The following is a 24,529-nucleotide window of genomic DNA, read 5'->3' as shown; positions in this document are numbered from 1 at the left end:
CCCGAAACCCCCGCTGCTCGGGTTGCCCTTTTACTGCTGCGCCGCTTCGAGTTCGCGGCGCACGAGGTCCGCGGTCTCGATCGAGTTGAGGGCGGCGCCCTTCATGAGGTTGTCGGCGACGACGAAGAACTCCAGGGAGTTCGGGAAGTCGATCGACTGGCGGATGCGCCCGACCTGCGTGCCCTCCCGGCCGACCGAGTCGATCGGCATGGGGAACACCATGTTCTCCGGGTCGTCCACCAGGTCCACGCCCTCGGCGGCCGCGAGCACCCGGTGCGCCTCGGCCACGGTGACCTCGCGCTCGAACGTCGCGTGCACGACCTGCGAGTGCCCGACCGCGACCGGCACGCGCACGCACGTCGACGCGACCTTCAGGTCCGGCAGGCCCAGGATCTTGCGGGACTCGTTGCGGACCTTCAGCTCCTCGCTCGTCCACCCGTCCTCGCGCCACCCGCCGACCTTCGGCACCACGTTCAGCGCCAGCGGCGCCCCGAACGGCGCGTTGAACTCCTCGCCGAGCACCAGCCGCAGGTCGTTCCCCGCCGTGCCGGCGCCGTCGGCGCCGCCGACCTTCTGGAGCTGCGCGTACAGCGCCTCCAGGCCCTCCTTGCCCGAACCGGACGCGGCCTGGTACGACGCCACCGACATCGACACCAGCCCGAACTCCGCGTTCAACGCCGCGAGCGTCGGGATCAGCGCCAGGGTCGTGCAGTTCGCGTTCGCGATGATCCCCTTCGGACGGTTCGCGGCGTCGCCGGGGTTCGCCTCCCGGCACACCAGCGGCACCTCCGGGTCCATCCGGAAGTACGCCGACTTGTCGATGACGACGACGCCCTTCGCGGCCGCCACCGGCACCCACTCCGCCGACACGTCGTCGGGCAGGTCGAAGTGCGCGATGTCGATCCCGTCGAACACGTCGGGGCCGATCGCCTGCACCGTCAGCAGCTCGTCGCCGACCTCCAACCGCTTCCCCGCCGACCGCGCCGACGCGATGAGGCGCACCTCGCCCCAGTTGCCGCGCTCCTTCGCGATGAGGCGGCGCATGATCGACCCGACGACGCCCGTGGCGCCGACGATTGCGACGTTCAGCTTGCGCGCCATGCCTACCGCCCCGTCCCCGCGTACACGACGGCCGCCTCGTCGCCGCCGAGCTCGAACTTGTCGTGGACCGCGCGCACCGCCGCGTCCAGGTCCGTGTCCCGGCACACCACCGAGATCCGGATCTCCGACGTCGAGATGATCTCGATGTTCACGCCCGAGTCGGCCAGCGCCTGGCAGAAGTTCGCCGTCACGCCCGGGTGCGACCGCATCCCCGCGCCGATCAGCGACACCTTCCCGATGTTCTCGTCGTAGATGAGCTTCTCGAACCCGATGGCGCCCTGGTGCTTCTTCAGCGCCTCCGTGGCCTTCGGCCCCGACTCCTTCGGGAGCGTGAACGAGATGTCGGTGTGGCCGTTCCCGGCGGTCGACACGTTCTGCACGATCATGTCGATGTCGATCTCGGCGTCGGCGATCACCTGGAAGATCGACGCCGCCGCGCCCGGCTTGTCGGGCACGCGGGTCACGGTGATCTTCGCTTCGGAGCGGTCGTGCGCGACGCCGCTGATGAGTGCTTGCTCCACGGGAAGCTCCTCCATGTAACCCGACACCATCGTGCCGGTCTTGGTCGAGTACGACGAACGGACGTGCAGCGGGAGCCCGTACCGGCGGGCGTACTCCACCGCCCGCAGGTGCAGGATCTTCGCGCCCGAGGCGGCCATCTCCAGCATCTCCTCGAACGTGATCGCATCGAGCTTCTTCGCGTTCGGGACGATCCGCGGGTCCGCGGAGAACACCCCGTCGACGTCCGAGTAGATCTCGCACACGTCCGCTTCCAGCGCCGCGGCGAGGGCGACCGCGGTCGTGTCCGAACCGCCGCGGCCGAGCGTCGTGATGTCCTTCGTGTCCTGGCTGACGCCCTGGAACCCCGCGACGATCGTGATGAACCCCTCGTCGAGCGAGGAGCGGATCCGCCCCGGCGTGACGTCGATGATCCGGGCCACGCCGTGCGCGGCCGTCGTGATCATCCCCGCCTGCGAACCGGTGAACGACCGGGCCTGGAAGCCCAGGTTGTTGATCGCCATCGCCAACAGGGCCATGGAGATCCGCTCACCCGCGGTCAGCAGCATGTCGAGCTCGCGCGGCTCGGGCACCGGCGACACCTGGGCGGCGAGGTCGAGCAGTTCGTCCGTGGTGTCCCCCATGGCGGAGACGACGACGACCACGTCGTCCCCCCGCTTTCGCGTCGCGACCACTCGCTCGGCGACGCGCTTGACGCGCTCGGCATTCTCGACCGATGAACCGCCGTACTTCTGCACGACTAGCGCCACGGGTTTCACCTCACTCGCTCATGTCTCGCGTGACATCCTCGGCGCCCCCGGAGGGGCGGCCATGCCACCTTAGCTGTGCGTATCGGTGTGTCGCCAGGTCGTTCCGGGTGCCGGGACAGAGAATCGGCCGGTGGGAACGAGATGGACGAAGCGGACAGTGGCGGCGCTCACGGCGGCGGCGGTGATCGCGGCAGCCGGGTGCGGCACCGCGACCGCCGAACCCGAACCGCAGGAGGCGCCGCCCCGGCACAGCGCCCAGGCGACCCTCATCGGGCGCGTCACCAGGGCGCTCGACGCGTCCTTCACCGCCGAGTACGCCTGGTCGGAGGGCGGCACGGTCACCATGTGGGCCGCCGAGGACGGCACCTGGCGCGTCGACGTCCCCGACTGGGCCCTCGGCGGCACCGTCGACGTGACCGTCGCCTGGACCACCGGCGGGTTCTTCCAGTGCGCCGCCGGCCGGTGCGTCAAGCTCGCCGGGATCACCGGCGAGATCCCCCGCACCTACGACCCCCGCGTGCAGCGGCCCTTCATCGAATGGCTCCCGCTGCTCCTCGACCGCCACCTCCCCTTCTCCGTCTCGCAAGAAGGCGACTGCTTCACCCTCACCCCGAACACCGTCGTCGTCGACACCCCCATCCCCGGCGGCGAATGGTGCCTCGACCAGGACGGCACGATCCTCTCCGTCGAGAGCAGCGACTTCGGCACCCTCGAACTCGACGGCGAACCCGCCGACGCCGCCGCCACCGTCGAGCTCCCCGGCGACATCGTCGAGGAGGAACCCTTGAGCGCCAAGGCGCCCGAAGCACCCACCCCCACCCCCGACCCGTCCGCGACCCCCTCTGCAAACCCCTCGGGAACCCCGACCGCGGACCCCTCAGCCACGCCGTCCGCGCCGCGCAGTCCGTCCCCCGATGAGGCGACCCGACAGTAAGGAAAGCGACAGGACGTGCCGTTTCGACTGCTGAGCGTGGCACCATGAACGATGGCGACCACGCCGACCGGCCCGGCCCGGCGGCCCCGCCAGGGGCACCCGCGGCGGGCTCCGCTGCAACCGAAGGACCGCGCATGAACGCACCCACCGACCGCCACGCGACCACGGCGGTCCCCATCCACCCGCTCCTCGCCACCCGCCACTCCACCCGCGCCCTCGCCCCCGACACCGGCCTGACCGACGCCCAGGTCGCCGCCCTCCTCGAAGCCGCCCGCTGGGCCCCCAGCGCCGGCAACACCCAGCCGTGGCGGTTCCTCCTCGCCAGGCGCGGCACCGGCGAGTTCAAACGCGTCCTCGACTGCCTCGACCCCGGCAACCGCGACTGGGCCGGCCACGCCTCCGCGCTCCTCGTCGCCGTCCGCACCGACGCGAACGCGAAGGGCCCGCTGTCCCACGCGATGTACGACCTCGGGCAGGCCATGGCGCATCTCACGTTCCAGGCGCTCGCCGAGGGGCTCACGGTCCGCCAGATGGGCGGCTTCGACGCAGCCGCGCTGGCCTCGGAGTTCGACCTGGAGGCGCCGCTGGTGCCGACCACGGTCGCGGCGATCGGCCTCGCCGGGGACCCGGCGGACCTGCCGGAGTCGGTGGCGGGCCCGGACCGCAAGCGCCGCGAGCGCCTGCCGGTGGAGGACCTGCTCCTCAACCCGTAGGCGGCCGTCCCGCCGCGCCCGGCGGCCGGGGGGCCGCGTCCCGTGAACGCGCCGCGCCGTCCCACGATCCGGGCGCCGGTGTCGACCGGCGCCGGTTCCGCGGTGTACGCTCACGTCGTCATGCGGTATTCGATGCTCCTTATCTGCCGCGGCGGGGCCAACTAGGTCGGCCTCCTCGCCGCGGGTTCTCGCATGCCGGCTGGATCAGTCCAAGGCTCAAGACAACCAGCGTCATTCTTCAGGAGCATTCCCGTGACTTCCACGTCTTCTTTCGCGCCGTTCGCCGAACGCGTGAAGCGCTACCAGCCGTACCACTCCCAGTTCAAGGTCGCCCTCCCCGACCGCACCTGGCCCGACAAGACGGTCGACACCTCCCCGATCTGGTGCGCAGTGGACCTGCGCGACGGCAACCAGGCCCTCATCGACCCGATGACGCCCGACCGCAAGAAGAAGATGTTCCAGCTGCTGGTAGCCATGGGCTACAAGGAGATCGAGGTCGGCTTCCCCTCCGCTTCGCAGACCGACTTCGACTTCGTGCGCCAGCTGATCGAGCAGGACCTCATCCCCGACGACGTCACCATCCAGGTCCTGACCCAGTGCCGCGAGCACCTGATCGACCGGACCTTCGAGAGCCTGCGCGGCGCGAAGCAGGCGATCGTCCACTTCTACAACTCGACGTCGGTGCTCCAGCGGCGCGTCGTCTTCGGCCTGGACCGCGACGGCATCACCGACATCGCCACGCAGGGCGCGCGGATGTGTCTGAAGTACCAGGAGATCCACACCCCCGACACGGCGATCCGCTACGAGTACTCCCCCGAGTCGTACACCGGCACCGAGCTGGACTACGCGGTCGAGGTGTGCGCGAAGGTCGCCGAGGTCATCCAGCCGACCCCCGACTGGCCGCTGATCGTGAACCTGCCCGCCACCGTCGAGATGGCCACCCCCAACGTCTACGCGGACTCCATCGAGTGGATGCACCGCAACCTCCCGAACCGCGAGTCCCTGATCCTGTCGGTCCACCCCCACAACGACCGCGGCACCGGCGTCGCCGCCGCCGAGCTGGCCGTGCAGGCCGGCGCGGACCGCGTCGAGGGCTGCCTGTTCGGCAACGGCGAGCGCACCGGCAACGTGTGCCTGGTGACCCTCGGCATGAACCTGTTCAGCCAGGGCGTCGACCCCGGCATCGACTTCTCCAACATCGACGAGATCAAGCGCGCCGTCGAGTACTGCAACCAGCTGCCCGTCCACGAGCGGCACCCGTACGCGGGCGACCTCGTGTACACGGCGTTCTCCGGCTCCCACCAGGACGCCATCAAGAAGGGCTTCGCGCACCTGGAGGCCGACGCGGACGCCGCGGGCGTCGCGATCGACGACTTCACGTGGGGCGTCCCGTACCTGCCGATCGACCCGAAGGACGTGGGCCGCACGTACGAGGCGGTCATCCGCGTCAACTCGCAGTCCGGGAAGGGCGGCGTCGCGTACGTCATGCAGAGCGAGTACGGCTTCGACCTGCCGCGCCGCATGCAGATCGAGTTCAGCCAGGCGATCCAGCGGGCCACCGACGCGTCCGGCAAGGAGATCTCCACCGAGGAGATCCACGAGGTGTTCCGCAGCGAGTACCACCCGGACTACCAGCCGCGCACGCGCCTGGTCGTGGAGGACCACGACACCTCCTACGCGGACGAGAAGCTGAACCTCGACGCCACGATCGTCCTGGACGGCGTGGAGCAGAAGATCTCCGGCACCGGCAACGGCCCGCTCTCGGCGTTCACCGACGCGCTGTCGACCGTGGGCGTCCACGTCGAGGTCCTCGACTACGCCGAGCACGCCCTGTCCGCGGGCCAGCACGCCCAGGCGGCCTCCTATGTCGAGTGCGCCATCGACGGCCGCACCGTCTGGGGCGCGGGCGTCCACCCGAACATCGTCCTCGCCACCATGCGCGCGGTCGCCAGCGCCTACAACCGCGCCTGAGACTCCGCCGGGCCCTCGGCCCGGCGAGGTCGCGAACGGACCGCGAACCGGTCCCCGTTGAGCTGCACCCGGGACGCCCCAAAGACCGTCCCGCCCGTACCGCGCGCCCGAACCAGGGAGGCCGGACCCGGACAAGCCACAAGCCGACCGGACGAGCACGACGAACGCAGCAGCGACCGAACCGCTAAGAACCCGCCGGGGCGGGCCGCGATGCGGCCCGCCCCGGCGCTGCACCCGAAGATATCCACAGGCCTGTGGATAAGGGCCCGATGACCAGCGGAACCGTCACCCTCCACAAAGTTATCCACAAGTAGCTTCTTCACATTCGACACTCGGCAACCCCACCTGTTGTAGTAGATGGCAAAAACGCCATCCGGTATCGGCGGGATGGCGGCGACAGAGGGGGAATTCGCGAACGTCGCCATACCGAGACCGGGCGCGGGAAACCGCCCGCGAGCCGGTCCCCGCCGGAACCGCACTCCGCGGAGCACACCGCGGGCGGCCGACCACACCAGGTCGGCCGCCCGCAACAACCGCACAAGGGAACCCCGGGTCACACATCGACCTCCAGCCGCACCGTCACCGTGTCGCCCTCGTCGACGCCCCCGGCCCGCTTCCGGATATCGGCCTTCAGCGGCACGATGTACCCGCCGTCCTTGGGCCACAACGAGGTCTCCCAGGTGACCTCGCCGATCGCGGCCGTCACCGGGACCATGCCCCACCCGTAGCTGACCACCGCCGACGCGGCCGCCAACTCCCGGCACCCGTCCTCGGGCACCGACACGAAGAACCAGGGCGCGGGCCCGCGCCAATGCCAGATCTCGCCGCTGAACTCCAGCTCCATGCCCCGAGCATACGAACCCGCCCCGACACCGGAGCCCAGATGGGGGCCGGGCCGACCCGTCAAGCTGGGCGGGCCGGGCCAGGCGCGCCCCCGGGACACGCCCGCGGGGCGCCGGGGCGGCCCGGGCCCGTGAGGTGGGCGGGGTCAGCCCGGGAGGCTGGTGCCGAGGAGGCGGGCGCCCGTGGTGGTGCTGGGGCGGAAGGGGTCGCCGGGGGCGAGGACGAGGTAGGCGCCGGGGCCGAGGTGGTGGTCGTCGACGGTGATCTCGCCGAAGAGGACGTAGTAGGCGCGGGCGAGGCCCGGGTGGAGGTCGGATTCGGGCCATTCGACGCCGGGCACGAGGTCGTAGAGCCAGCCGTCGGAGCGGCCCGCGCCGGGGAGGTGGCGGCGGATGACGCCCGGGGCGACCTCGACGGGTTTGACCGCGTCGACTTGGACGGCCTGGATGTCGGTGCGCGCCTTGCTCATGGTCCCGTTCATGGGTCGAGTCTGCCCAGGCGCGGGCGGTCGTGACAGTGACAGGATCGTCATCTTGGGGTACTTTCATGCCATGGAGCTTCACCGGGTCGTCGCGCTCGTTCGGCCGCCGCAGGCCGAGTTCGAGCTGGCCAGCGCCGCCGAGGTGTTCGGGCTGGACCGGCCGCATCTGCCGAGCCGGTATGCGTTCACGGTGTGCACCGAACGGCCGGGGATCGTGCCGACGAAGGCGGGCGGGTGCGCGCTCGCGGTGACCGAGGGCCTGGAGGCGCTGGAAAGGGCCGACACCGTGCTCGTCCCAGCGTGGGCGGGGAAGGATTCGGAGGCGAGTCCGGCAGTGCTGGAGGCGGTGCGGGCGGCGCATGCGCGCGGGGCCAGGATGGTCGCGATCTGCACCGGGGCGTTCCTGCTCGCGGAGGCGGGGCTGCTGGAGGGGCGGCGGGCGACGACGCACTGGCGGTACGCGGACGAGCTGGCCGCGCGGTATCCGGGCGTCGAGGTGGATTGCGATGCGCTGTACGTGGACCTGGGCGACATCGCGACGAGCGCTGGGACGGCGGCGGGGATCGACCTGTGCCTGCACCTGGTGCGGCGCGATCACGGCGCCGGGCTGGCGGGGCGGATCGCCCGGCACATGGTGATGCCGCCGCACCGCGAGGGCGGGCAGCGGCAGTACGCGGTCGGAGCGGCCGGGGAGCCGTCGGAGTCGCTTGGGGCCGTGCTGGAGTGGGCGGCGGAGCGGTTGCATGAGCCGCTGGCCGTTGAGGATCTGGCGGAGCGGGGCCGGGTGTCGGTGCGGACGCTCGCGCGGCGGTTCGACGAGCAGTTGGGCGTCAGTCCCGGCAAGTGGCTGCTGTCGCAGCGGATCTCGGCCGCGCAGGCGCTGCTGGAGGACACGGACCTGCCGATCGAGGCCATCGCGGTCCGGGTCGGCTTGTCGTCGGCGCTCAACCTGCGCAGGCGGTTCCGGGACCGGCTCGGCACGACGCCCGCGGCGTACCGGCGGGCGTTCGGCAGGACCGCCGGCGGCGCTGCGGCCGGGGGCTGAGCCGTTCGGCATCCCGAACTGTCGCCAGCGTCTGGTACAACCGAACGATGCCGAACCCTCGCGACCCCATGAGCGCCTTCCGCACCGCGTTCAAACGCAGCGGTGTCGAGCGGCCCACCTTCCCGCTCTCCGTGCACGTCCTGCTCATGGTCGTCCTGGCGTCGGCACTCCTGTCCGGTCTACTGTGGCTGTTCACCAGCGACCAGACGTCTCCGCTCAGCCCGGACCCCGACGACCGCACCACCCTTGAGGTCATCCGCCTGTCCCTCTATGCGATCGCGGGCGTCGGCGGCGTCATCGCCCTCACCGTCTCCTACCGGAAGCAGCGGATCACGGAGGCCACGGAGGTCCGCGAGGCCACGAAGCTGTTCAACGAGCGCTTCGCCTCGGCCGCCGACCAGCTCTCCTCCGACCACGCCGCGAACCGGCTCGCCGGGGTGTACGCGATGGCCGCGCTCGCCGACGACTGGGACGCCGGGCGCCAGACCTGCATCAACGTCCTCTGCGCGTACGTGCGGATGCCGTACGAGACGCCGCCGTTCCGCCACGAGCGCGAAGCGCTCAACGACCCGCCGCGGTTCCGGGCGGTCCTGGAGGAGCGGCTCATCCGCCACACCGTCATCAACGTCGTCGGCGGCCGCCTGCGCCGCGAGCCCGTGCCGGGCCGCACTTGGCACGAGCACGACTTCGACTTCACCGGAACGAATCTCGACGGCGGGAACCTCAACGACGCCCTGTTCCTCGGCCGCGTCTCCTTCGCGTTCGGGCGGTTCACGGCGGGCACCATCGACTTCTCCCGCGTCCGCTTCGAGGGCCCGGTGGACTTCACGCGGGCGCGGTTCCTCGGCGCCCGGCTGCGGTTCACGGAGACGCTGTTCGCGGGCCCGGTCCTGTTGTCGGAGATGACGATCGCGGCGGGACTCCTCGACTTCAGCTCCGCGCACTTCGCCCGCGACGTGGCGTTCGACGGCACCGCGTTCACCGGCGGCCAGGTCCATTTCACGAAGACGATCTGCGCTTCCCCGGCGGTCGGTGCCGCGCCGCTGCTGGACTTCAACGGCGCCAGCTTCACCGGCACGTCGGTCATCTTCGACCGGCCGCAGATCGACGCCGCGACCCTCGACTTCTCCCGCGTCGCCGACTGGTCCCACCCGCCGGTGTTCAACCTCGCCGACGCGCGCGACGCCGTCCGCCTCCCCGAAACCGAGGACCGGTGACCCGCACGACCCCGCCGCGGCCCCACGACCTCCTCGCGCTCTTCCCGCAGCTCGATGCACAGGCGCGCAACGCGATCCGCCTCCATCCCCGTCACGGCGAGCCGACCGCGGCGGAGAGTTCCGTCGGCGGGCCGCTCCTGTGGCCCTCCGATGAGCCCTGGCCGGTGTGCGGACTGGAGCACGAGGACCTGTTCGACGAGCCCTTCCCTGAATCGGTCCCGGGCCGGCGCGTGCCCGAGGCGCTGATCCCGGTGGCGCAGTTGTACTACCGGGACGTGCCGGGTCTGCCCTGGCCGGACCGGTACGACCTCCTCCAGGTCCTGTGGTGCCCGCGCGACCACCCCGAGGGCGAGGCGCCGTACAACCCGGAGTTCCAGGTGCGTTGGCGCACGGCCGGTTCGGTGGCGTCGCCGCTTGCGGCCGCGCCGGTTCCGTTGACCTGCAACGAGAACTACGTGCTGGAGCGGTGCGTCCTGCACCCGGAGGCGATCACCGAGTACCCGCACCGGGACGCCCAGGCCCCGGGCTGGAAGGTCCTCGGGCACGGCGGCGTCTGGGGCATCGTCGACCCGTTCCCGGTGGCGTGCGATTGCGGCGTGTTGCAGCTGCCGCTGCTCACCGCCGGGTCGGGCGAGTTCGACGGCGGCACCGGGAGCTGGCGGCCCGTCGAGGAAGCGGGCACCGGCTGGGAGTTCGCCGACCCGGTCGGCGTGACCATCGGCCGCGGGTACTCGTTGCAGCTCTACTACTGCCCCGCAAGCGAAGATCACCCGAACCGGGCCGTGATGTTCTGAGCCGCGGCCGGTCTCAGGCCCGCAATTCTTTGAGGATGCGCGGGTGCAGCCCGGGACGGTTCTGACACTGGGACACGGGGGTCTGCGTGATGGTCCGGTCCACGAGCAGGTAGGTGAGGTACAGCGCCAGCGGGACCACGGCCCACATGTAGGGCCGGTCGAGCAGGACGGCGGTCCATGCTGCGAGCGACGCGGTCAGCAGGTAGCCGATCGTCGACCAGACCACGACGTACATTGGCGCGCGGTGCAGGTGCGGTCCCGCTGAGGCGGCTTGGTAGGCGAGGTTGTTCAGCACTGCGAGGACGGCGAGGACCACGAACGGGACCAACGCGACGCCTTCCAGCTCCGGTATCCCTAGGCGGTCGTCGTTGACGACGAGTGCGGTTCCGGTGGCGACCGCGCCGAGCAGGTACACGACCTGAGCGGCGTTGGCGAAGAGCGCATGGATCTGCGCCCGTCGCCGCACCTGCCGCCACCAGGTCGTGTGGGGGCATTCCCAGGAGTCGAAACCGTCGGCGACCACTCTGGGCCCGTAGGTGAACGTGCGCTCCTCGTCGGTGTCGGGCTCGGGCAGGACGCCGCGGCGCGACCGCCGGAGCATCAGCGGCAGGCCCGGGTCGGCGGCGCAGTCGGTTCGTTCGGTGAGCTGGAGTCGGAGTGCGCCGAGGATCTGCATCATCAGCAGTGCCGGGACGAGCGCGAACACGAGCCATTCCCGGCCCGGCAGCATGTTGAGCACGAAGCCGGCCAGGACCAACAGGCCGACGTTGTGCAGGATGAACACGCGGCGGTTCGGCCGGTGGGCGCTGCGGAGGGTGCGGAAGTATTCGACCGGGCCGGCCGCGAGACTGATCGCGGCGAACATGGCGAGCACGCCGAGGAACATGCCGAAACGGGTGCGGAAGTCGACGTCGTCGCCGAAGCCCGCGCGTAGGGCCTGGGATCCTTCGACCATGCAGGCCGGGGCGACGGCAAGCGCGGCCACGGCGATGAGGGCGTACCGGGCGGTGGCGTACTTCGACAGGAACGACCGGTCGGCCCAGCGCAGCCGATGGGGGCAGGCGCGGGGGCGGGCGGCGTGCGATGCGGCGGCCGGTGCCTGGGGTTCGGCGGATTCGACGGTTATGGGCAGGTCGATTCGCGCCGATTCCGGCGTTTGGTTATCCATTTTGGGGCTTTCAGTGACGCAAAGGGCAAGGTCCCGGCCGTGGGGCGGGTGGGGTGAGGGAATTCTAGGGGCCGGTTCGCGGGGGCGTCAAGGGCGGCGGAGGTAGCGGGAGCGGGTGGGGAGGGCGGGGTGGGTGTCGCAGGTGTCGCGGGGGTCGAGGACGGTGCGGAGGTAGGCGAGGAGGGCGGCGACGGCGAGGTTGGGGGCGGCGACGGCGGCCGCCCAGGGGAGGGCCGCGGGGCCGGCGAGGAGGGCGAGCGCGGTGGTGGTGAGGGCGATCCCGGCGGCGGCGAGCCAGAGGATCGGGGCTTCGGGGCGGTGGAGGCGGCGCCAGGTGCCGGGGAGGGCGAACACGCCGATGAGGCCGAACATGGAGCCGAGGATGAACAGGACGCCTTCGATGAGGGCGCGCTCGGCGAACTCGGTGCCGATCGAGACGAGGAACCCGCCGACGAAGAGGGCCGCGATCTGGACGAGTCCGGCGGCGGCGACCGCGAGGAGGCCGAGGGCGTAGAGGGCGCGGCCGCCGGGGGTGAGGTCGCGCAGGCGGGCGCGGTGGGGGCAGCCGTCGGGGCCCGGTCGGGGCTCGGGGTAGGCGGCTTCGGTGCCGGGGCGGGGGACGCCGGGTTCGACGGTGATCTCCCCGACCGTGCCCTCGGCGGTCGTCGCTTCGGCGGCCGCCGCCTCGACCGCCGCCTTCTCGGCTACTGCGCGCTCAAGCGCCGCCGTCTCGACCGCGGCCTGCTCTGCCACCGCCGTCTCACTCGCCGCGATCTCGTCGGCCGCGGTCTCGGGAGTGGCGTCGGCGGGTTCGCCGCGCGGTACGTCGGGTTCGTGTTCCATTGGGGCGCATCCGGTTTCGGAGAGGTGGGGTCCCGGCCCGGGCGGGCCGGGACCTTGCGCATTCTAAGGACACGCCCCGGAGGGGTCGGTCAGCGGTAGGCGGACGACTGGAGCGCGTACAGCTCCGCATAGGCGCCGCCGCGGGCCATGAGCTCGTCGTGGGTGCCGGACTCGGCGACGCGGCCGCCGTCGAGGACGACGATGAGGTCGGCCATCGACACGGTCGAGAACCGGTGGGAGACCAGGACGGTGACGGTGCCGCGGGCGCGCCCGGCGCGGACCTCGTCGGCGAAGCGCTCGAACAGGGCGTGCTCGGTCTGCGGGTCGAGGGCGGCGGTCGGCTCGTCGAAGACGACCAGGAGCGGGTCGCGGCGCATCCGGCCGCGGCCGATGGCGAGTTTCTGCCACTGGCCGCCGGAGAGGTCGGTGCCGTCGTCCCAGCGGGCGCCCAGGCGCGTGTCGAGGCCGGAGGGGAGGTCGTCGATGACGTCGTCGGCTCCGGCGCGGGCCATGGCGGCGCGGACCGCGGCGTCGTCGTAGCCGCTCTTCAAGTCGCCGATGCCGACGGTCTCGCGGGCGGTGAACTCGAAGTGCGTGAAGTCCTGGTAGGTCGCGCCGATGCGCTCGCGCCACTCGTCGGTCTCGAAGTCCGCGAGGTTCGCGCCGTCGACGGTGATCGCGCCCGCGGTCGGCTGGTAGAAACCGGACAGGAGCTTGACGAGCGTGGTCTTTCCGGCGCCGTTCTCGCCGACGAGCGCGACCACTTTGCCCGCGGGGAGGGTGAGCGTGACGTCGTCGAGGGAGGGCCGTTCGGCCTCGGGGTAGGCGAAGGTGACGCCGTCGAGGCGGATGCCGTCGTCGAGGCGGGCCGGGACGGGCAGGGGGACGGCGGGCCCGCTGGACTGGGACGCGTAGGCGCGCAGCCACATCAGGCGGGAGCCGAGCTTCGCGGTGCGGACCAGGAGCGCCGACTGGATTGCGATGCCGCCCGCGGCGTTCGCGACCATGCCGATGAGCGACACGAGCAGGACCACGTCGCCCGCGGTGGCCTGCCCGCGGATCGCCAGGTACAGGACGATGCCGATCGCGGCGGCCATGCCGAGCGCGGACAGGACGCCCTCGCCGGTGGCGATGCGCGCGGCCTTCCACTGGCCCCGGTTGCGTTCGGCCACGACGGCGGCGCCGGTCTCGTGGTGGCGGCGGCCGATCTCGGCGGCGGACCCGAAGACCCGCAGCTCCTTCCCGGACTCGGCGAGCGTGGCGACCTCGAACAGGTGGCGGCGGCGCCGCTCCGGTTCGCTCGTGGCCTCCTGGACCTGCACCTCGACGTCCCCGGAGCGCTTCGCGATCGCCATCGCCCCGAGGGCGATCAGCGGGAACACCAGCAGCAGCGGGTGGACGGCGGCCAGGAGCGCGCCGCCGACGACGATCGTCACGAACGCGCGCACGCACTGCGCGAGCCAGTTGACGGCCCCCGAGAGCAGCCACCGGTCCTCGCGGATGCGCTGCACCTGGTCGAGGTGGTCGGGCCGCTCGTGGTGGTCGAGCCCGGGCGGGGTGCCCATGAGCTCCATGATCTCCCGGTCGGAGGCGCGCGCGGTGTGGTCGAGGACGAGGAACACGAGCTTGACGTAGACGAAGACCACGGCCCAGATGAGCGCCACCCCGAGGCCGAGCCCGGCCCCGGCGAGCCACGCCTCGCGGGTCTGCCCGTGCTGGACGGCGTCGATGATGACCTTGGTGAGGTACACGGTGGCCGGCATGAGCACGGCCTGGGCGACGCCGAGGACGAGCTGCGCGACGGTGGCCTTCGGGTGCGAGCGGAAGCCCACGGCCAGTGCGTACTTCAGGCCGAGGAGGCCCTTGCGGATGCGGGTGGTCATTCGGACTCCAGGGGCGCGGTGCGGGCGAGGCGGTTGGCCTGCAGGGTGAACGCTTCGGCGTAGCGGCCGCCGAGGGCCATGAGCTCGGGGTGGGAGCCGTCCTCGACGACGCGGCCGCCGTCGAGGACGACGATCCGGTCGGCGCGGCGCACGGTCGAGAACCGGTGGGAGATCACGATCGTCGTGAGCCCCGCGGTGATGTCGAGGAACTGCTCGTACAGCTCGGCCTCGGCGCGCACGTCGAGCGCCGCGGCGGGCTCGTCGAGGATGAGGACCTTCGCGCCCGCCTGGACGGCGAACAGTGCGCGGGCCAGCGCGATCCGCTGCCACTGGCCGCCGGAGAGGTCGGTGCCGCCGCCGTACTCGCTCGACAGGACCGTCTCCAGTCCTTTGGGGAGCGATTCGATGAGGGCGCGGATGCCCATGGGCTCGCAGGCTTTCCAGATGAGGTCGGTGTCGGCGGCGAGGTGCGGCGCGCCGAAGGCGATGTTGTCGCGGACGGTGAGCTGGTAGCGGGTGAAGTCCTGGAAGAGCGCGGAGAGGCGGGTGCGCCAGGCGGCGGGGTCGACGTCGGCGAGGTCGGTGCCGTCGGCGGTGATGCGGCCGCCGGTGGGTTCGTAGAGGCCGGCGAGGAGTTTGACGAGGCTGGTCTTGCCGGCGCCGTTGTGGCCGACGATCGCGAGGGACGTGCCGGCTTCGATCTCCAGGTCGAGTCCTTCGATGACCGGGCGGTCGGCGCCGGGGTAGGCGAAGTCGACGTGTTCGAAGCGGATGGCGTGTTCCGGCGCGGCGGCGGGGAGTTCGGCGGTGGGGGCCGTCTCGGCGCCGGTGAGGCGGTCGTCGAGGGCGAGGACCTTGGGGACGGGGAGGGAGCCGAGGCTGAGGAACGCGGCGGTGTCGTCGAACGCGGAGAAGCTGAACATGGTGGTGAGGGCGACGAGGTAGACGGCGAGGGCGGCGAAGGTGACGGCGCCGGTGAGTCCGGCGTCGGCGAGCGCGAGGGCGGTGGCGGTGGTGAGGGCGAGGAGGGTGGCGATGACGCCGACGGCGGTGCGGGGGCTGAGGCGCTGGTGGCGTGCGGAGTACTCCATGCGGTCGGTCCACTGGCGGTCGTAGCGGTCGAGGAGCCAGCCCATGAGGCCCCAGACGCGGATCTCCTTGGCGGGTTCGGCGGTGATGGCGAGGTCGCGGAGGTATTCGGTCTCGCGCATCTCGGTGGAGCGGAGGTAGGCGGTCTTGCCGACACGGGTGTAGTCGGCCTGCATGGCGATGAAGATCGCGGGCCAGGCGAGGAGCCAGGCGAGGCCGATCCAGAGGTTGAAGAAGCAGAGGACGACGGAGGCGCCTGCGGCGGCGAGGAATTCGGGGGCGATGGCGGCGAGGCCGCGGATGGCGCGTTCGGGGCGGATGAAGTCGGCGCCGAGCTGGCGGGCGATGCGCAGGAGGGCGAGGACTTCGTCGTCTTCGAGGTGGCTGATGCCGACGGGGCGGGCGACGGCGGCGAGGAGGCGGTCTTGGAGGAGGAGTTCGAGGTCGCGGCCGAGGTTGGCGGCGACGGCGTTGTGGAGGTGGGAGGCGAGGCGGCCGAGGAGGAGTGCGGCGGCGCCCGCGGCGAGGAGGAGGTAGGCGGTGCGGGCTTCGGGGGAGCCGGTTCCGGCCGCTGCGGCGGCGGGGACGGCGCCTATGAGGAGGCCGGTGGCGATGGTCATGGCGAGGGGGAGGGCGGCGGTGAGGACGGTGGTGGCGGTGAAGAGCGCGGTGCGGGGGCGGCTGATGCGGGGCAGGAGCCGGACAACGGTGAGGATCGCGCGGGCGGCCTCGAAGCGCGGGTTCAGCGGGGGTGCCATATGAATCCATTCATGATGTCATGATGACTGTGCGATGACACCATATCAGAGTCGCGGTGAGGGCGCATCTCCGTCGGCCGTCCCGAGCCCCCACCCGCCCGAGGGGAAAGAGTAGGTGCGATCGTTCCCGCCGGGTCCGACGAAAACGGGCCCCGGCGGCCCACTTGTCACCCGATCGGGTGCGGCCGGGCGCCCGGGTAGGCTTGTCCCTCGTGTCAGCGCCCAATCTCGTCAACCTCGAAACCGTCTCGAAGGCCTACCCCGACCAGGTCGTCCTCGACGCGGTCTCCCTCGGCATCGCCGCGTCCCAGCGCGTGGGCGTCGTCGGCCGCAACGGCGACGGGAAGTCCACGCTGCTGCGGCTCATCGCCCGCGCCGACGAGCCCGACTCGGGCCGCGTCGTGCACACCGGCGGCACCCGCGTGGCCGTGCTCGGCCAGACCGACGGCCTCGACGGCGCCGCCACGGTGCGCGAGTCCCTGTTCGGCGGCCTCGACGCGCACGAGTGGGCCTCGGACCCGAAGGTCCGCGAGATCCTCACCGGCCTCTTCGGCGGCCTGGACGCGCCCGCGCTCCCCGAGGGCCTCGACTCATCGATCGGCGTCCTCTCCGGCGGCGAGCGCCGCCGCACCGACCTCGCGCGGGTCCTCACGTCGGACGCGGACCTGCTCCTGCTCGACGAGCCCACGAACCACCTCGACATCGAGGGGATCGCCTGGCTCGCAAGGTATGTGAACACGATGCGGGCGGCGGTCGTGGTCGTCACGCACGACCGGTGGTTCCTCGACGAGATCTGCGACCGGATCTGGGACGTGCAGCGCGGCAGCGTGTTCGAGTACGACGGCGGCTATTCGGCGTACGTGCTCGCGCGGGCCGAGCGCGAGCGGCAGGCGAACGTCGCCGAGGAGAAGCGCCAGAACCTCATGCGCAAGGAGCTGGCGTGGCTGCGCCGGGGCGCCAAGGCGCGCACGGGGAAGGCGAAGTTCCGCGTCGACGCGGCGAACGAGCTCATCGCGAACGAGCCGCCCGCGCGCGACACCGCCGAGCTCGTGTCGTTCGCGACCGGGCGGCTCGGCAAGACCGTGTTCGAGGCCGAGGGCGTCACCGTCAAGGCCGGGGACCAGACGCTCCTGGAGCACCTCGACTGGATCCTGGGCCCGGGCAAGCGGATCGGGCTGCTCGGCGTCAACGGCGCCGGGAAGACCTCGCTGCTGCGGACCCTCGCGCAGGCCGCCGACTGGGACGGCACCGGCGAGAAGCAGCCCGCGGCCGGGCGAGTCAAGGTGGGCCGCACGGTGAAACTGGCGTGGCTGACCCAGCACATGGAGGACCTCGACGGGTCCTGGCGGGTGCTCGAAGCGATCGAGCTGGTGGCCAAGCGGGTCCAGTTCGGGAAGAAGGAGATGAGCGCCGGGCAGCTCGCCGAGCGGCTCGGGTTCGTCGGCGGGCGCCAGCGCACGCTCGTGCGCGACCTGTCGGGCGGGCAGCGGCGGCGGCTCCAGCTGGCGCGGCTGCTCATGGCCGAGCCGAACGTGCTGTTCCTCGACGAGCCGACGAACGACCTCGACATCGAGACGCTGACGCAGCTGGAGGACCTGCTCGACGACTGGGCGGGGACGATGGTCGTGGTGAGCCACGACCGGTACTTCACCGAGCGGGTCGCCGACGAGACGTGGGCCCTGCTGGGCGACAGGCGCCTTCGGATGCTGCCGCGGGGCGTGGAGGAGTACCTGGAGCGGCGCGGCGAGGCGCCCAAGGGCGCGGTCAAGAGCGCGGGCGGGCAGACCCAGGCGGCGCCCGCCGCCGCGGCGCCGGCGGCGAAGACGTCGGGGGCGCAGGACCGGGCCGTCCAGAAGGAGCTGTCCAAACTGGAGCGGCGGCTGGAGAAGGCGGAGTCGGGGATCGCGGACGTGCACGCGGAGATGGCCGAGTTCGCGACCGACCCGGGCAAGCTGTCTGAGCTGCAAGGGAAGCTGACGGCCCTGGAGGCGGAGCGGGACGCGATCGAGGAGCGGTGGATGGAGCTCGCGGATTGACATCCTCGTCACCTCTTTCGAGGCGACAATTTCCGGCTAACGGCTCGTGGGTACGAGTCGGGTACGGGTGGGTTCCTCATTCTGTCCCGCATCGCGGGGGTTGCGGGCGGTGCCAGGTGTCCCTGGTCTTACCTGCCCTCCAGAGGCGTTTACGGTCTCCGCCTGCCCGGCGGCGACCAAACGCTGACCTTCACGAAGGATATTGGCAGCAGCATTGCGGTCCCGGTCATGGACCGCACCGCACCCGCACTCCCACTCGCGAACCTTGAGTCCCTCCATGCCTTTCGGACCCGCGAGCACACCGCACACCGAGCACAATTGCGTGGATTGGAAGAACCGGTCGACCTTCGCAAACGTCCGCCCGGCTCGGGCCGCCTTCGACCCCAGCCGGGTAGTGAACAGTCCGAGCGCGGCGTCATGGATCGACTTCGCTCCCGGGCCGCGCGCCAGACCGCGCACCGACAGGTCTTCGACATAGACGCCTTGGTTCTCGGCGACTACCTCCGCGACCTGCTTGTTGATCCAATCATCCCGTTGATGTCTGATCTTCTCGTGCACCCGCGCGACCGCGAGACGGGCTTTGGCTCTGTTCGCTGAGCCCTTCACCTTACGAGAGAGCACCCGCTGCGCCTTCTTCAGCTTCCGTTCAAGCTTGCGAAAGAATTTGGGGTTCTCAATCACTCTCCCGTTCGAGAGCACCGCGAAGTCCTTGAGCCCCAGGTCGATCCCGACTTCAGTCTCGACCGGAGGCAAGGCTTCGTCATGGTTGAGGCTCACTACGAAGCTCGCATAATACTTGCCCGTGGCCGTCTTCAGGATCGTGACCGAAGTCGGCTCGACAGGCAGCTGCCGCGACCATGCCACCTCAACATCGCCGATCTTCGGCAGCCTGAGCCTGCCGTTCTCAAGGACACGGAATCGAGCGTTGCGCGTCAAGCGAATCGCTTGCGCCCCCATGCGTTTCTTGAACCTGGGCGGCCCCATCCGCGCTCCGGCCCGCCTCCCTTTGAGCGAGTCGAAAAAGTTCCGCCAGGCCCGGTCGCAGTCCGAAAGGGCCTGCTGCAACACCACCGCTGACACTTCCGCAAGCCAAGCCCGTTCGGGAGTGCGCTTCGCCTCGGTGATGAGCGCCTTCGACAATGCCGCTGTGGTCGGGTACGGATCTCCCGCCGCGAACGCGGCCTTCCTGGCCGCAACCGCGTCATTGAAAACGACCCGGGCACACCCGAAGCTCCTCGACAGCGCCGCCCGTTGCGGGCCTGTCGGGTAGAGGCGGAACCGGTACCTGAGAAGCACAACCGGACACTACCGCTCAGGTACGACATGCCCGTTGACGTGGGACCGTCGAGCAGGCGACCTACTACACTCACCACACACTGAGCGGCGGCGAACCTTCCGGATTCACTCCTTGTCCTGTGCGGACGAACCAAACATCCTACCAGCTTCAGGACCGCTCATACCGGTTGGTAACCGACTCTTCATTCAGTGATTTATGGGGGTCTTCCAGGGTCTTCACTTTATGTTGTGACTTCCCTAACCTCGGTGTGAAAGCCCAAAAAGGCCGGTTCCACCGAACTGCGCCTTCCGCGCGGATGCATCCCATTGTTTCGCTTCGCGCGGTGAACAACTGAACCGAGAGGGAGTACCCCCCTATGACCGTCTCGCACCGTTCCGTCCGCCGAATATCCGCCGCCGCCATCGCAGGCGCGGCGGCCGTCGGCTCGCTCACCTTCGGCGGCCTCGCCGCCAACGCCGCACCGCTCGGCGAGATCCTGAACGCCGCCTCCCCCGACGTCATCGACGGCGAGTACCTCGTCGTCCTCGACGACGACGCCTCGTTCTCCGCGCAGAACAAGAGCATCGAGGGCGGCGGCGCCGACGTCGTCGCCGCGTACGGCGAGGTCGGCGCCTTCCTCGTGGAGTCCACCGAGGAGCAGGCCCGGGAGATCGCCGCGCAGGACGGCGTCGCGTTCGTCGAGCAGAACGCGGTCGTCTCCATCGCCGACGTGCAGCCGAACGCGACGTGGGGCATCGACCGGATCGACCAGCTCGACCTGCCGCTCGACGGGAGCTACGAGTACCTCGGCGACGGGACGGGCGTCCACGCGTACATCGTGGACACCGGCATCAACGCCTCGCACAGCGAGTTCACCGGGCGCGTCGGCGCCGGGTACGACTTCATCCAGAACGACTCGACCCCGCAGGACGGCAACGGCCACGGCACGCACGTCGCCGGGACCGTCGGCGGCACCACGTACGGCGTCGCGAAGAACGTGACCCTCCACGCGGTCCGCGTCCTCGACAACTCCGGGTCGGGCACCACCGCCGGCGTCGTCAACGGCATCAACTGGGTGGCGGCCAACGCGGTCGAGCCCGCCGTGGCGAACATGAGCCTGGGCGGCGGCTACTCCGCGTCGCTCAACAACGCCGTCGAGGCCGCCGTGGACGCCGGGGTGACCTTCGCGGTCGCCGCCGGGAACGAGGACCAGGACGCGTGCAACGTGTCCCCGGCCTCCGCGCCGTCGGCGATCACCGTCGCCGCCTCCGACGACACCGACACCCGCGCCTACTTCTCCAACTTCGGGTCCTGTGTGGACGTGTTCGCGCCGGGCGTGGACATCACCTCCGCGTGGTACTCCTCCAACTCCGCCACCAACACCATCTCCGGCACCTCCATGGCCTCCCCGCACGTCGCGGGCGCCGCCGCGGTCTACCTGGGCCTCAACCCGAGTGCGACCACCGACGACGTGGCCGCGTGGATCACCGGCAACGCCGGGACCGGCCGCGTCTCCGACGTCCAGGGCAGCCCGAACCTGCTGCTGTACACCGGCGACGAGGACGGCGGCGGCGACCCCGAGCCGAGCGACTGCGCCGCCACGAACTCCACCGCGACCGCCATCGCCGACCGCGCCACCGTCAACTCGACCCTGACGCTCGCCTGCGACGGCACCGCCCGCTCCAACTCGACCGTGGCCGTGAACATCACGCACACCTACCGCGGCGACCTCGCCATCAGCCTGATCGCCCCCGACGGCACCAGCTACGCGCTGAAGTCGTCCTCCGCGAGCGACTCGGCCGACAACGTGATCGCCACGTACACCGTGAACCTCGCCAACGAGACCGCCGCCGGGACCTGGACGCTGCGCATCGTCGACGCCTACTCCGGGGACTCCGGGCGCCTCAACTCCTGGACCCTCGAACTCTGATCCGCCCCCCTCACAACTGAATAGCGGGTGACCGGGGCGGACCCTCCCCGTCGGCCGCAGCCGCCGCGCACCGCGACCTGGAGCCGTCGCAGCGGCGGACGCGCGACCGGGGCCGCCCGGCACCCGTACGATGCACGAGGCCCGGTGCCCATCCGTCCACCGCGGACGGACGGGCGCCGTCCCGATCCCCTGCAATACCCCGCAGTACCCGCGGTACCCCGAAAACCCCCGTCCCGGCGCTGGACTCGCCGGGACCACCCGAAGGGACCAATGTCCATGTCACCCACCAGAACCAGGCTGAGCGCCGCCGCGGCGCTCGCCGCCGCAGCAGTCACCGCGCTCGCGTTCACCGCGACCGCCGCCGAGGCCGCGCCCGAGTACGGCGCCATCCTCGGCGAGGACGCCGCCGGGGCCATCGCCGGCGAGTACATCGTCGTCCTCGAAGACGACGCGTCGTTCTCGACGCAGGTCAAGAGCGTCGAAGGCGGCGGCGCCGACGTCGTCGAGACCTACCGGGGCGTCGACGCGTTCCTCGTGGAGTCGACCGAGCTCGAAGCCCGGGAGATCGCCGCGCAGGACGGCGTCGCGTTCGTCGAGCAGAACGCCGCGTTCACCACCCAGGCCACGCAGACCGGCGCGACCTGGGGCATCGACCGCATCGACCAGCGCAACCGGCCCCTGTCGGGCACGTACACCTACAACTACACCGGCGCGGGCGTCCACGCCTACATCGTCGACACCGGCATCAACGCGTCCCACTCGCAGTTCAGCGGGCGCGTCGGCGCGGGCTACGACTTCATCCAGAACGACTCGACCCCGCAGGACGGCAACGGCCACGGCACCCACGTGGCGGGCACCATCGGCGGGACCACCTACGGCGTCGCCAAGAACGTGACCCTCCACGCCGTGCGCGTCCTCGACAACTCCGGGTCCGGCACCACCGCCGGGGTCATCAACGGCATCAACTGGGTGCGCACCAACGCCATCAAGCCCGCCGTCGCCAACATGAGCCTCGGCGGCGGCTACTCCGCGTCCCTGAACAACGCGGTCACCCAGGCGGTCTCCTCCGGCGTCACCTTCGTGGTCGCCGCCGGCAACGAGTCCACCAACGCGTGCAACCGCTCCCCCGCCTCCACGCCCACGGCCATCACCGTCGGCGCCACCACCTCCACCGACGCCCGCGCCTCCTACTCGAACTACGGGAGCTGCGTGGACCTCTTCGCGCCGGGCTCGTCGATCACCTCGGCGTGGTACTCGTCCAACTCCGCGACCAACACCATCTCGGGCACCTCGATGGCCTCCCCGCACGTCGCGGGCGTCGCCGCCCTGTACCTCCAGGCGAACCCGAGCGCGTCCCCGTCCGCGGTGTCCAGCTGGATCACCTCCAACGCCACCACCGGCGTCGTGACCAGCCCCGGCACCGGCAGCCCCAACCGGCTGCTCTACACCTACCTGTAAACCGGTGAGCGGCCCCGCGACAGGCCGCTGACCAGGCGGGCTGAGGCCCTGCGTACCAGCGGTACGCAGCGCTTCAGCCCGTTCGTCTGTTTCGGACAGTTGGCGGTGGTTGCCCATTCACTGATCTATTCATCCGGTACGGACCCTTTACACGATTTGTTCTCTCGTTTAGGCTCACTGCCAGGGTCTGACGGCCCGTCGCACGGCCGCAGCGCCCGGACGGGTGACGCGGACCGGGCCGAGGGGGCCCGGTCCGCGCTTCGGCCGGCAGCACGACGCCGCCGGACCCCGGGGTCCTCCCCCGCTCCCCCCAGAGCACCGGGCCCCACCCGAAAACCCTCCCCCCCGAGGCGGGCGCGGCCCAAGCACCGCGCCCCGCCGGGGACAACCGAAGGAGTTCCTCTTGTCTACGGCAGGAACCAGAAAGCCCCAGCGCCGACACGTGCGCACCGCCGCGGCCATCGCCGCCGCGGCGGTCGCCGCAGGCGGGTCCGCCATCGCCGCCACCTCGTTCGCGAACGCCGAGGAGCCCGCGCAGGCCCACATCATCGGCGCCGACTCCCCCGACGCCATCGACGGCTCCTACATCGTCGTCCTCGAAGACCAGGCCCCCGGCCTGACCGCCCTCGCCGACGACCTCGGCGTGGACGTGGACATCGAGCACACGCTCGGCACCGTCAACGGCTACGTCGCCGAACTGACCGAGTCCGAGGCCCTCGAACTCGCCGCCGACGACTCCGTCGCCTACGTCGAGCAGGACCAGCTCGCCCACGTCTCCGAGGTCCAGGCCGACCCGCCGTCGTGGGGCCTCGACCGCGTCGACCAGGACGCGCTCCCGCTCGACGCCTCCTACGAGTACACGCAGACCGGCTCCGGCGTCGAGGCGTTCGTGCTCGACACCGGCCTGAACGCGACCCACACCGAGTTCGAAGGGCGCGTCGGCGAAGGCTACGACTTCATCGACGACGACACCGACCCCGCCGACGGCCACGGCCACGGCACCCACGTCGCCGGGACCATCGGCGGCACCACCTACGGCCTCGCCAAGGACGTCACCATCCGCGCCGTCCGCGTCCTCGACGACAACGGCTCGGGCTCCTACTCCGCCATCATCTCCGGCATCGACTGGGTCGCCCAGAACGCCACCGGCCCGGCCGTCGCCAACATGAGCCTCGGCGGGGGCTTCAGCCAGGCCCTCAACGACGCCATCGCCGCCGCCGTCGACTCCGGCGTCACCTTCGCGATCGCCGCGGGCAACGAGGGCCAGGACGCGTGCAACGTGTCCCCCGGCTCCGAGCCCTCCGCGATCACCGTGGGCGCCACCGACGAGGACGACGCCGCCGCCTCCTTCTCCAACTTCGGCGAGTGCGTCGACATCCTCGCCCCCGGCGTGGGCATCACCTCGTCGTGGATCGACGGCGACGACGCCGAGAACACCATCTCCGGCACCTCCATGGCCACCCCGCACGTCGCGGGCGTCGCCGCCCTGTTCCTGGAATCCAACCCGGACGCCACCCCCGACGAGGTCGCGGCCGCCCTCACCGAAGGCGCCGTCCCCGACGCCGTCGACGGCGTCAACGGCAGCCCGAACCTGCTGCTGAACACCGGTTTCCTCCAGTAGCACCGCCGCCAGCAGCCGTCGCCGGCAGCACTGCCTCGGCCGACAACCTCCTGTTGGGATGAGATGGCCGGGGCCCGCGCCTCACGGCGCGGGCCCCGCC

General features: G+C 71.1%; 19 protein-coding genes. 10 read left to right on the top strand and 9 right to left on the bottom strand.

Annotated elements, in window-relative coordinates:
• Positions 1 to 30 precede the first annotated feature (30 nt).
• Positions 31 to 1,101, bottom strand: coding sequence for an aspartate-semialdehyde dehydrogenase (locus B0I28_RS07990; protein WP_106363243.1), 1,071 nt, complete (start codon positions 1,099 to 1,101; stop codon positions 31 to 33).
• A 2-nt stretch (positions 1,102 to 1,103) separates the two neighbouring features.
• Entirely contained in the window at positions 1,104 to 2,369 is a 1,266-nt protein-coding gene (locus B0I28_RS07985) for an aspartate kinase (RefSeq protein ID WP_106363242.1), read from the bottom strand.
• Between the two features lie 130 nt (positions 2,370 to 2,499).
• Here B0I28_RS07985 and B0I28_RS07980 point away from each other — a divergent pair, with 130 nt between their 5' ends.
• From B0I28_RS07980 to leuA, 3 genes are all read left to right on the top strand, one after another.
• Complete coding sequence (locus B0I28_RS07980; RefSeq protein WP_146148011.1) at positions 2,500 to 3,303, top strand: hypothetical protein; 804 nt, start codon at positions 2,500 to 2,502, stop codon at positions 3,301 to 3,303.
• Positions 3,304 to 3,437: 134 nt separating this feature from the next.
• Positions 3,438 to 4,016 carry a nitroreductase family protein gene (locus B0I28_RS07975; RefSeq protein WP_181245689.1) on the top strand — a complete coding sequence of 193 codons (579 nt, stop codon included), beginning with the start codon at positions 3,438 to 3,440 and terminating at the stop codon, positions 4,014 to 4,016.
• A gap of 192 nt (positions 4,017 to 4,208) precedes the next feature.
• Positions 4,209 to 5,987: a 2-isopropylmalate synthase gene (gene leuA, locus B0I28_RS07970; RefSeq protein WP_106363239.1), complete on the top strand. Its 1,779-nt coding sequence runs from the start codon at positions 4,209 to 4,211 to the stop codon at positions 5,985 to 5,987.
• Between the two features lie 553 nt (positions 5,988 to 6,540).
• Here leuA and B0I28_RS07965 read toward each other — a convergent pair.
• The gene (locus B0I28_RS07965) at positions 6,541 to 6,831 is read right to left on the bottom strand and encodes a DUF1905 domain-containing protein (RefSeq protein ID WP_106363238.1); all 291 of its coding nucleotides are present in this window, start codon (positions 6,829 to 6,831) and stop codon (positions 6,541 to 6,543) included.
• A 144-nt stretch (positions 6,832 to 6,975) separates the two neighbouring features.
• Positions 6,976 to 7,311 (bottom strand): pirin family protein, encoded by a 336-nt coding sequence (locus B0I28_RS07960; protein WP_146148010.1) that lies wholly within the window; start codon positions 7,309 to 7,311, stop codon positions 6,976 to 6,978.
• 70 nt (positions 7,312 to 7,381) lie between these two features.
• Here B0I28_RS07960 and B0I28_RS07955 point away from each other — a divergent pair, with 70 nt between their 5' ends.
• Genes B0I28_RS07955 through B0I28_RS07945 form a run of 3 tightly spaced genes read left to right on the top strand, consistent with a single transcriptional unit; the run spans position 7,382 to position 10,367 of the window.
• Positions 7,382 to 8,356, top strand: coding sequence for a GlxA family transcriptional regulator (locus tag B0I28_RS07955; RefSeq protein ID WP_106363441.1), 975 nt, complete (start codon positions 7,382 to 7,384; stop codon positions 8,354 to 8,356).
• Between the two features lie 47 nt (positions 8,357 to 8,403).
• Positions 8,404 to 9,573, top strand: coding sequence for a pentapeptide repeat-containing protein (locus B0I28_RS07950; protein WP_146148009.1), 1,170 nt, complete (start codon positions 8,404 to 8,406; stop codon positions 9,571 to 9,573).
• Positions 9,570 to 10,367: a hypothetical protein gene (locus tag B0I28_RS07945; RefSeq protein WP_106363235.1), complete on the top strand. Its 798-nt coding sequence runs from the start codon at positions 9,570 to 9,572 to the stop codon at positions 10,365 to 10,367. The genes B0I28_RS07950 and B0I28_RS07945 overlap by 4 nt, the downstream gene beginning before the upstream one ends.
• 13 nt (positions 10,368 to 10,380) lie before the next feature.
• Here B0I28_RS07945 and B0I28_RS07940 read toward each other — a convergent pair whose 3' ends face one another.
• The 4 genes from B0I28_RS07940 to B0I28_RS07925 form a co-directional block, all read right to left on the bottom strand.
• Positions 10,381 to 11,535: a hypothetical protein gene (locus B0I28_RS07940; RefSeq protein ID WP_106363234.1), complete on the bottom strand. Its 1,155-nt coding sequence runs from the start codon at positions 11,533 to 11,535 to the stop codon at positions 10,381 to 10,383.
• An 87-nt stretch (positions 11,536 to 11,622) separates the two neighbouring features.
• Entirely contained in the window at positions 11,623 to 12,378 is a 756-nt protein-coding gene (locus B0I28_RS07935; RefSeq protein WP_106363233.1) for a hypothetical protein, read from the bottom strand.
• 89 nt (positions 12,379 to 12,467) lie between these two features.
• Positions 12,468 to 14,261, bottom strand: a complete 1,794-nt coding sequence (locus B0I28_RS07930) for an ABC transporter ATP-binding protein (RefSeq protein ID WP_106363232.1) — start codon at positions 14,259 to 14,261, stop codon at positions 12,468 to 12,470.
• Positions 14,258 to 16,108 (bottom strand): ABC transporter ATP-binding protein, encoded by a 1,851-nt coding sequence (locus tag B0I28_RS07925; protein ID WP_106363231.1) that lies wholly within the window; start codon positions 16,106 to 16,108, stop codon positions 14,258 to 14,260. The genes B0I28_RS07930 and B0I28_RS07925 overlap by 4 nt, the downstream gene beginning before the upstream one ends.
• A 212-nt stretch (positions 16,109 to 16,320) precedes the next feature.
• Between B0I28_RS07925 and B0I28_RS07920 the strand changes: the two genes are divergently transcribed.
• Positions 16,321 to 18,144 (top strand): ABC-F family ATP-binding cassette domain-containing protein, encoded by a 1,824-nt coding sequence (locus tag B0I28_RS07920; RefSeq protein WP_106363440.1) that lies wholly within the window; start codon positions 16,321 to 16,323, stop codon positions 18,142 to 18,144.
• Between the two features lie 36 nt (positions 18,145 to 18,180).
• Here B0I28_RS07920 and B0I28_RS07915 read toward each other — a convergent pair whose 3' ends face one another.
• On the bottom strand, positions 18,181 to 19,440 hold the full coding sequence (locus B0I28_RS07915) for an RNA-guided endonuclease InsQ/TnpB family protein (RefSeq protein WP_106363230.1): 1,260 nt from the start codon (positions 19,438 to 19,440) through the stop codon (positions 18,181 to 18,183).
• Between the two features lie 356 nt (positions 19,441 to 19,796).
• On the opposite strand from B0I28_RS07915, the gene B0I28_RS07910 reads away from it, so the two are divergent.
• The 3 genes from B0I28_RS07910 to B0I28_RS07900 all read left to right on the top strand — a co-directional run bounded on the left by B0I28_RS07910 (position 19,797) and on the right by B0I28_RS07900 (position 24,429).
• A complete protein-coding gene (locus tag B0I28_RS07910) occupies positions 19,797 to 21,350 on the top strand; it encodes a S8 family serine peptidase (protein WP_106363229.1) in 1,554 nt (517 codons plus the stop codon).
• Positions 21,351 to 21,626: 276 nt separating this feature from the next.
• Complete coding sequence (locus B0I28_RS07905; protein ID WP_219926620.1) at positions 21,627 to 22,808, top strand: S8 family peptidase; 1,182 nt, start codon at positions 21,627 to 21,629, stop codon at positions 22,806 to 22,808.
• Between the two features lie 403 nt (positions 22,809 to 23,211).
• Positions 23,212 to 24,429, top strand: a complete 1,218-nt coding sequence (locus tag B0I28_RS07900) for a S8 family peptidase (protein ID WP_146148008.1) — start codon at positions 23,212 to 23,214, stop codon at positions 24,427 to 24,429.
• The last annotated feature ends 100 nt before the right edge of the window (positions 24,430 to 24,529 follow it).

Source organism: Glycomyces artemisiae (assembly GCF_003002955.1).
In the GTDB taxonomy this organism is placed as follows: Bacteria; Actinomycetota; Actinomycetes; order Mycobacteriales; family Micromonosporaceae; genus Glycomyces; species Glycomyces artemisiae.
This window is presented reverse-complemented; position numbering and strand designations above follow the sequence as displayed.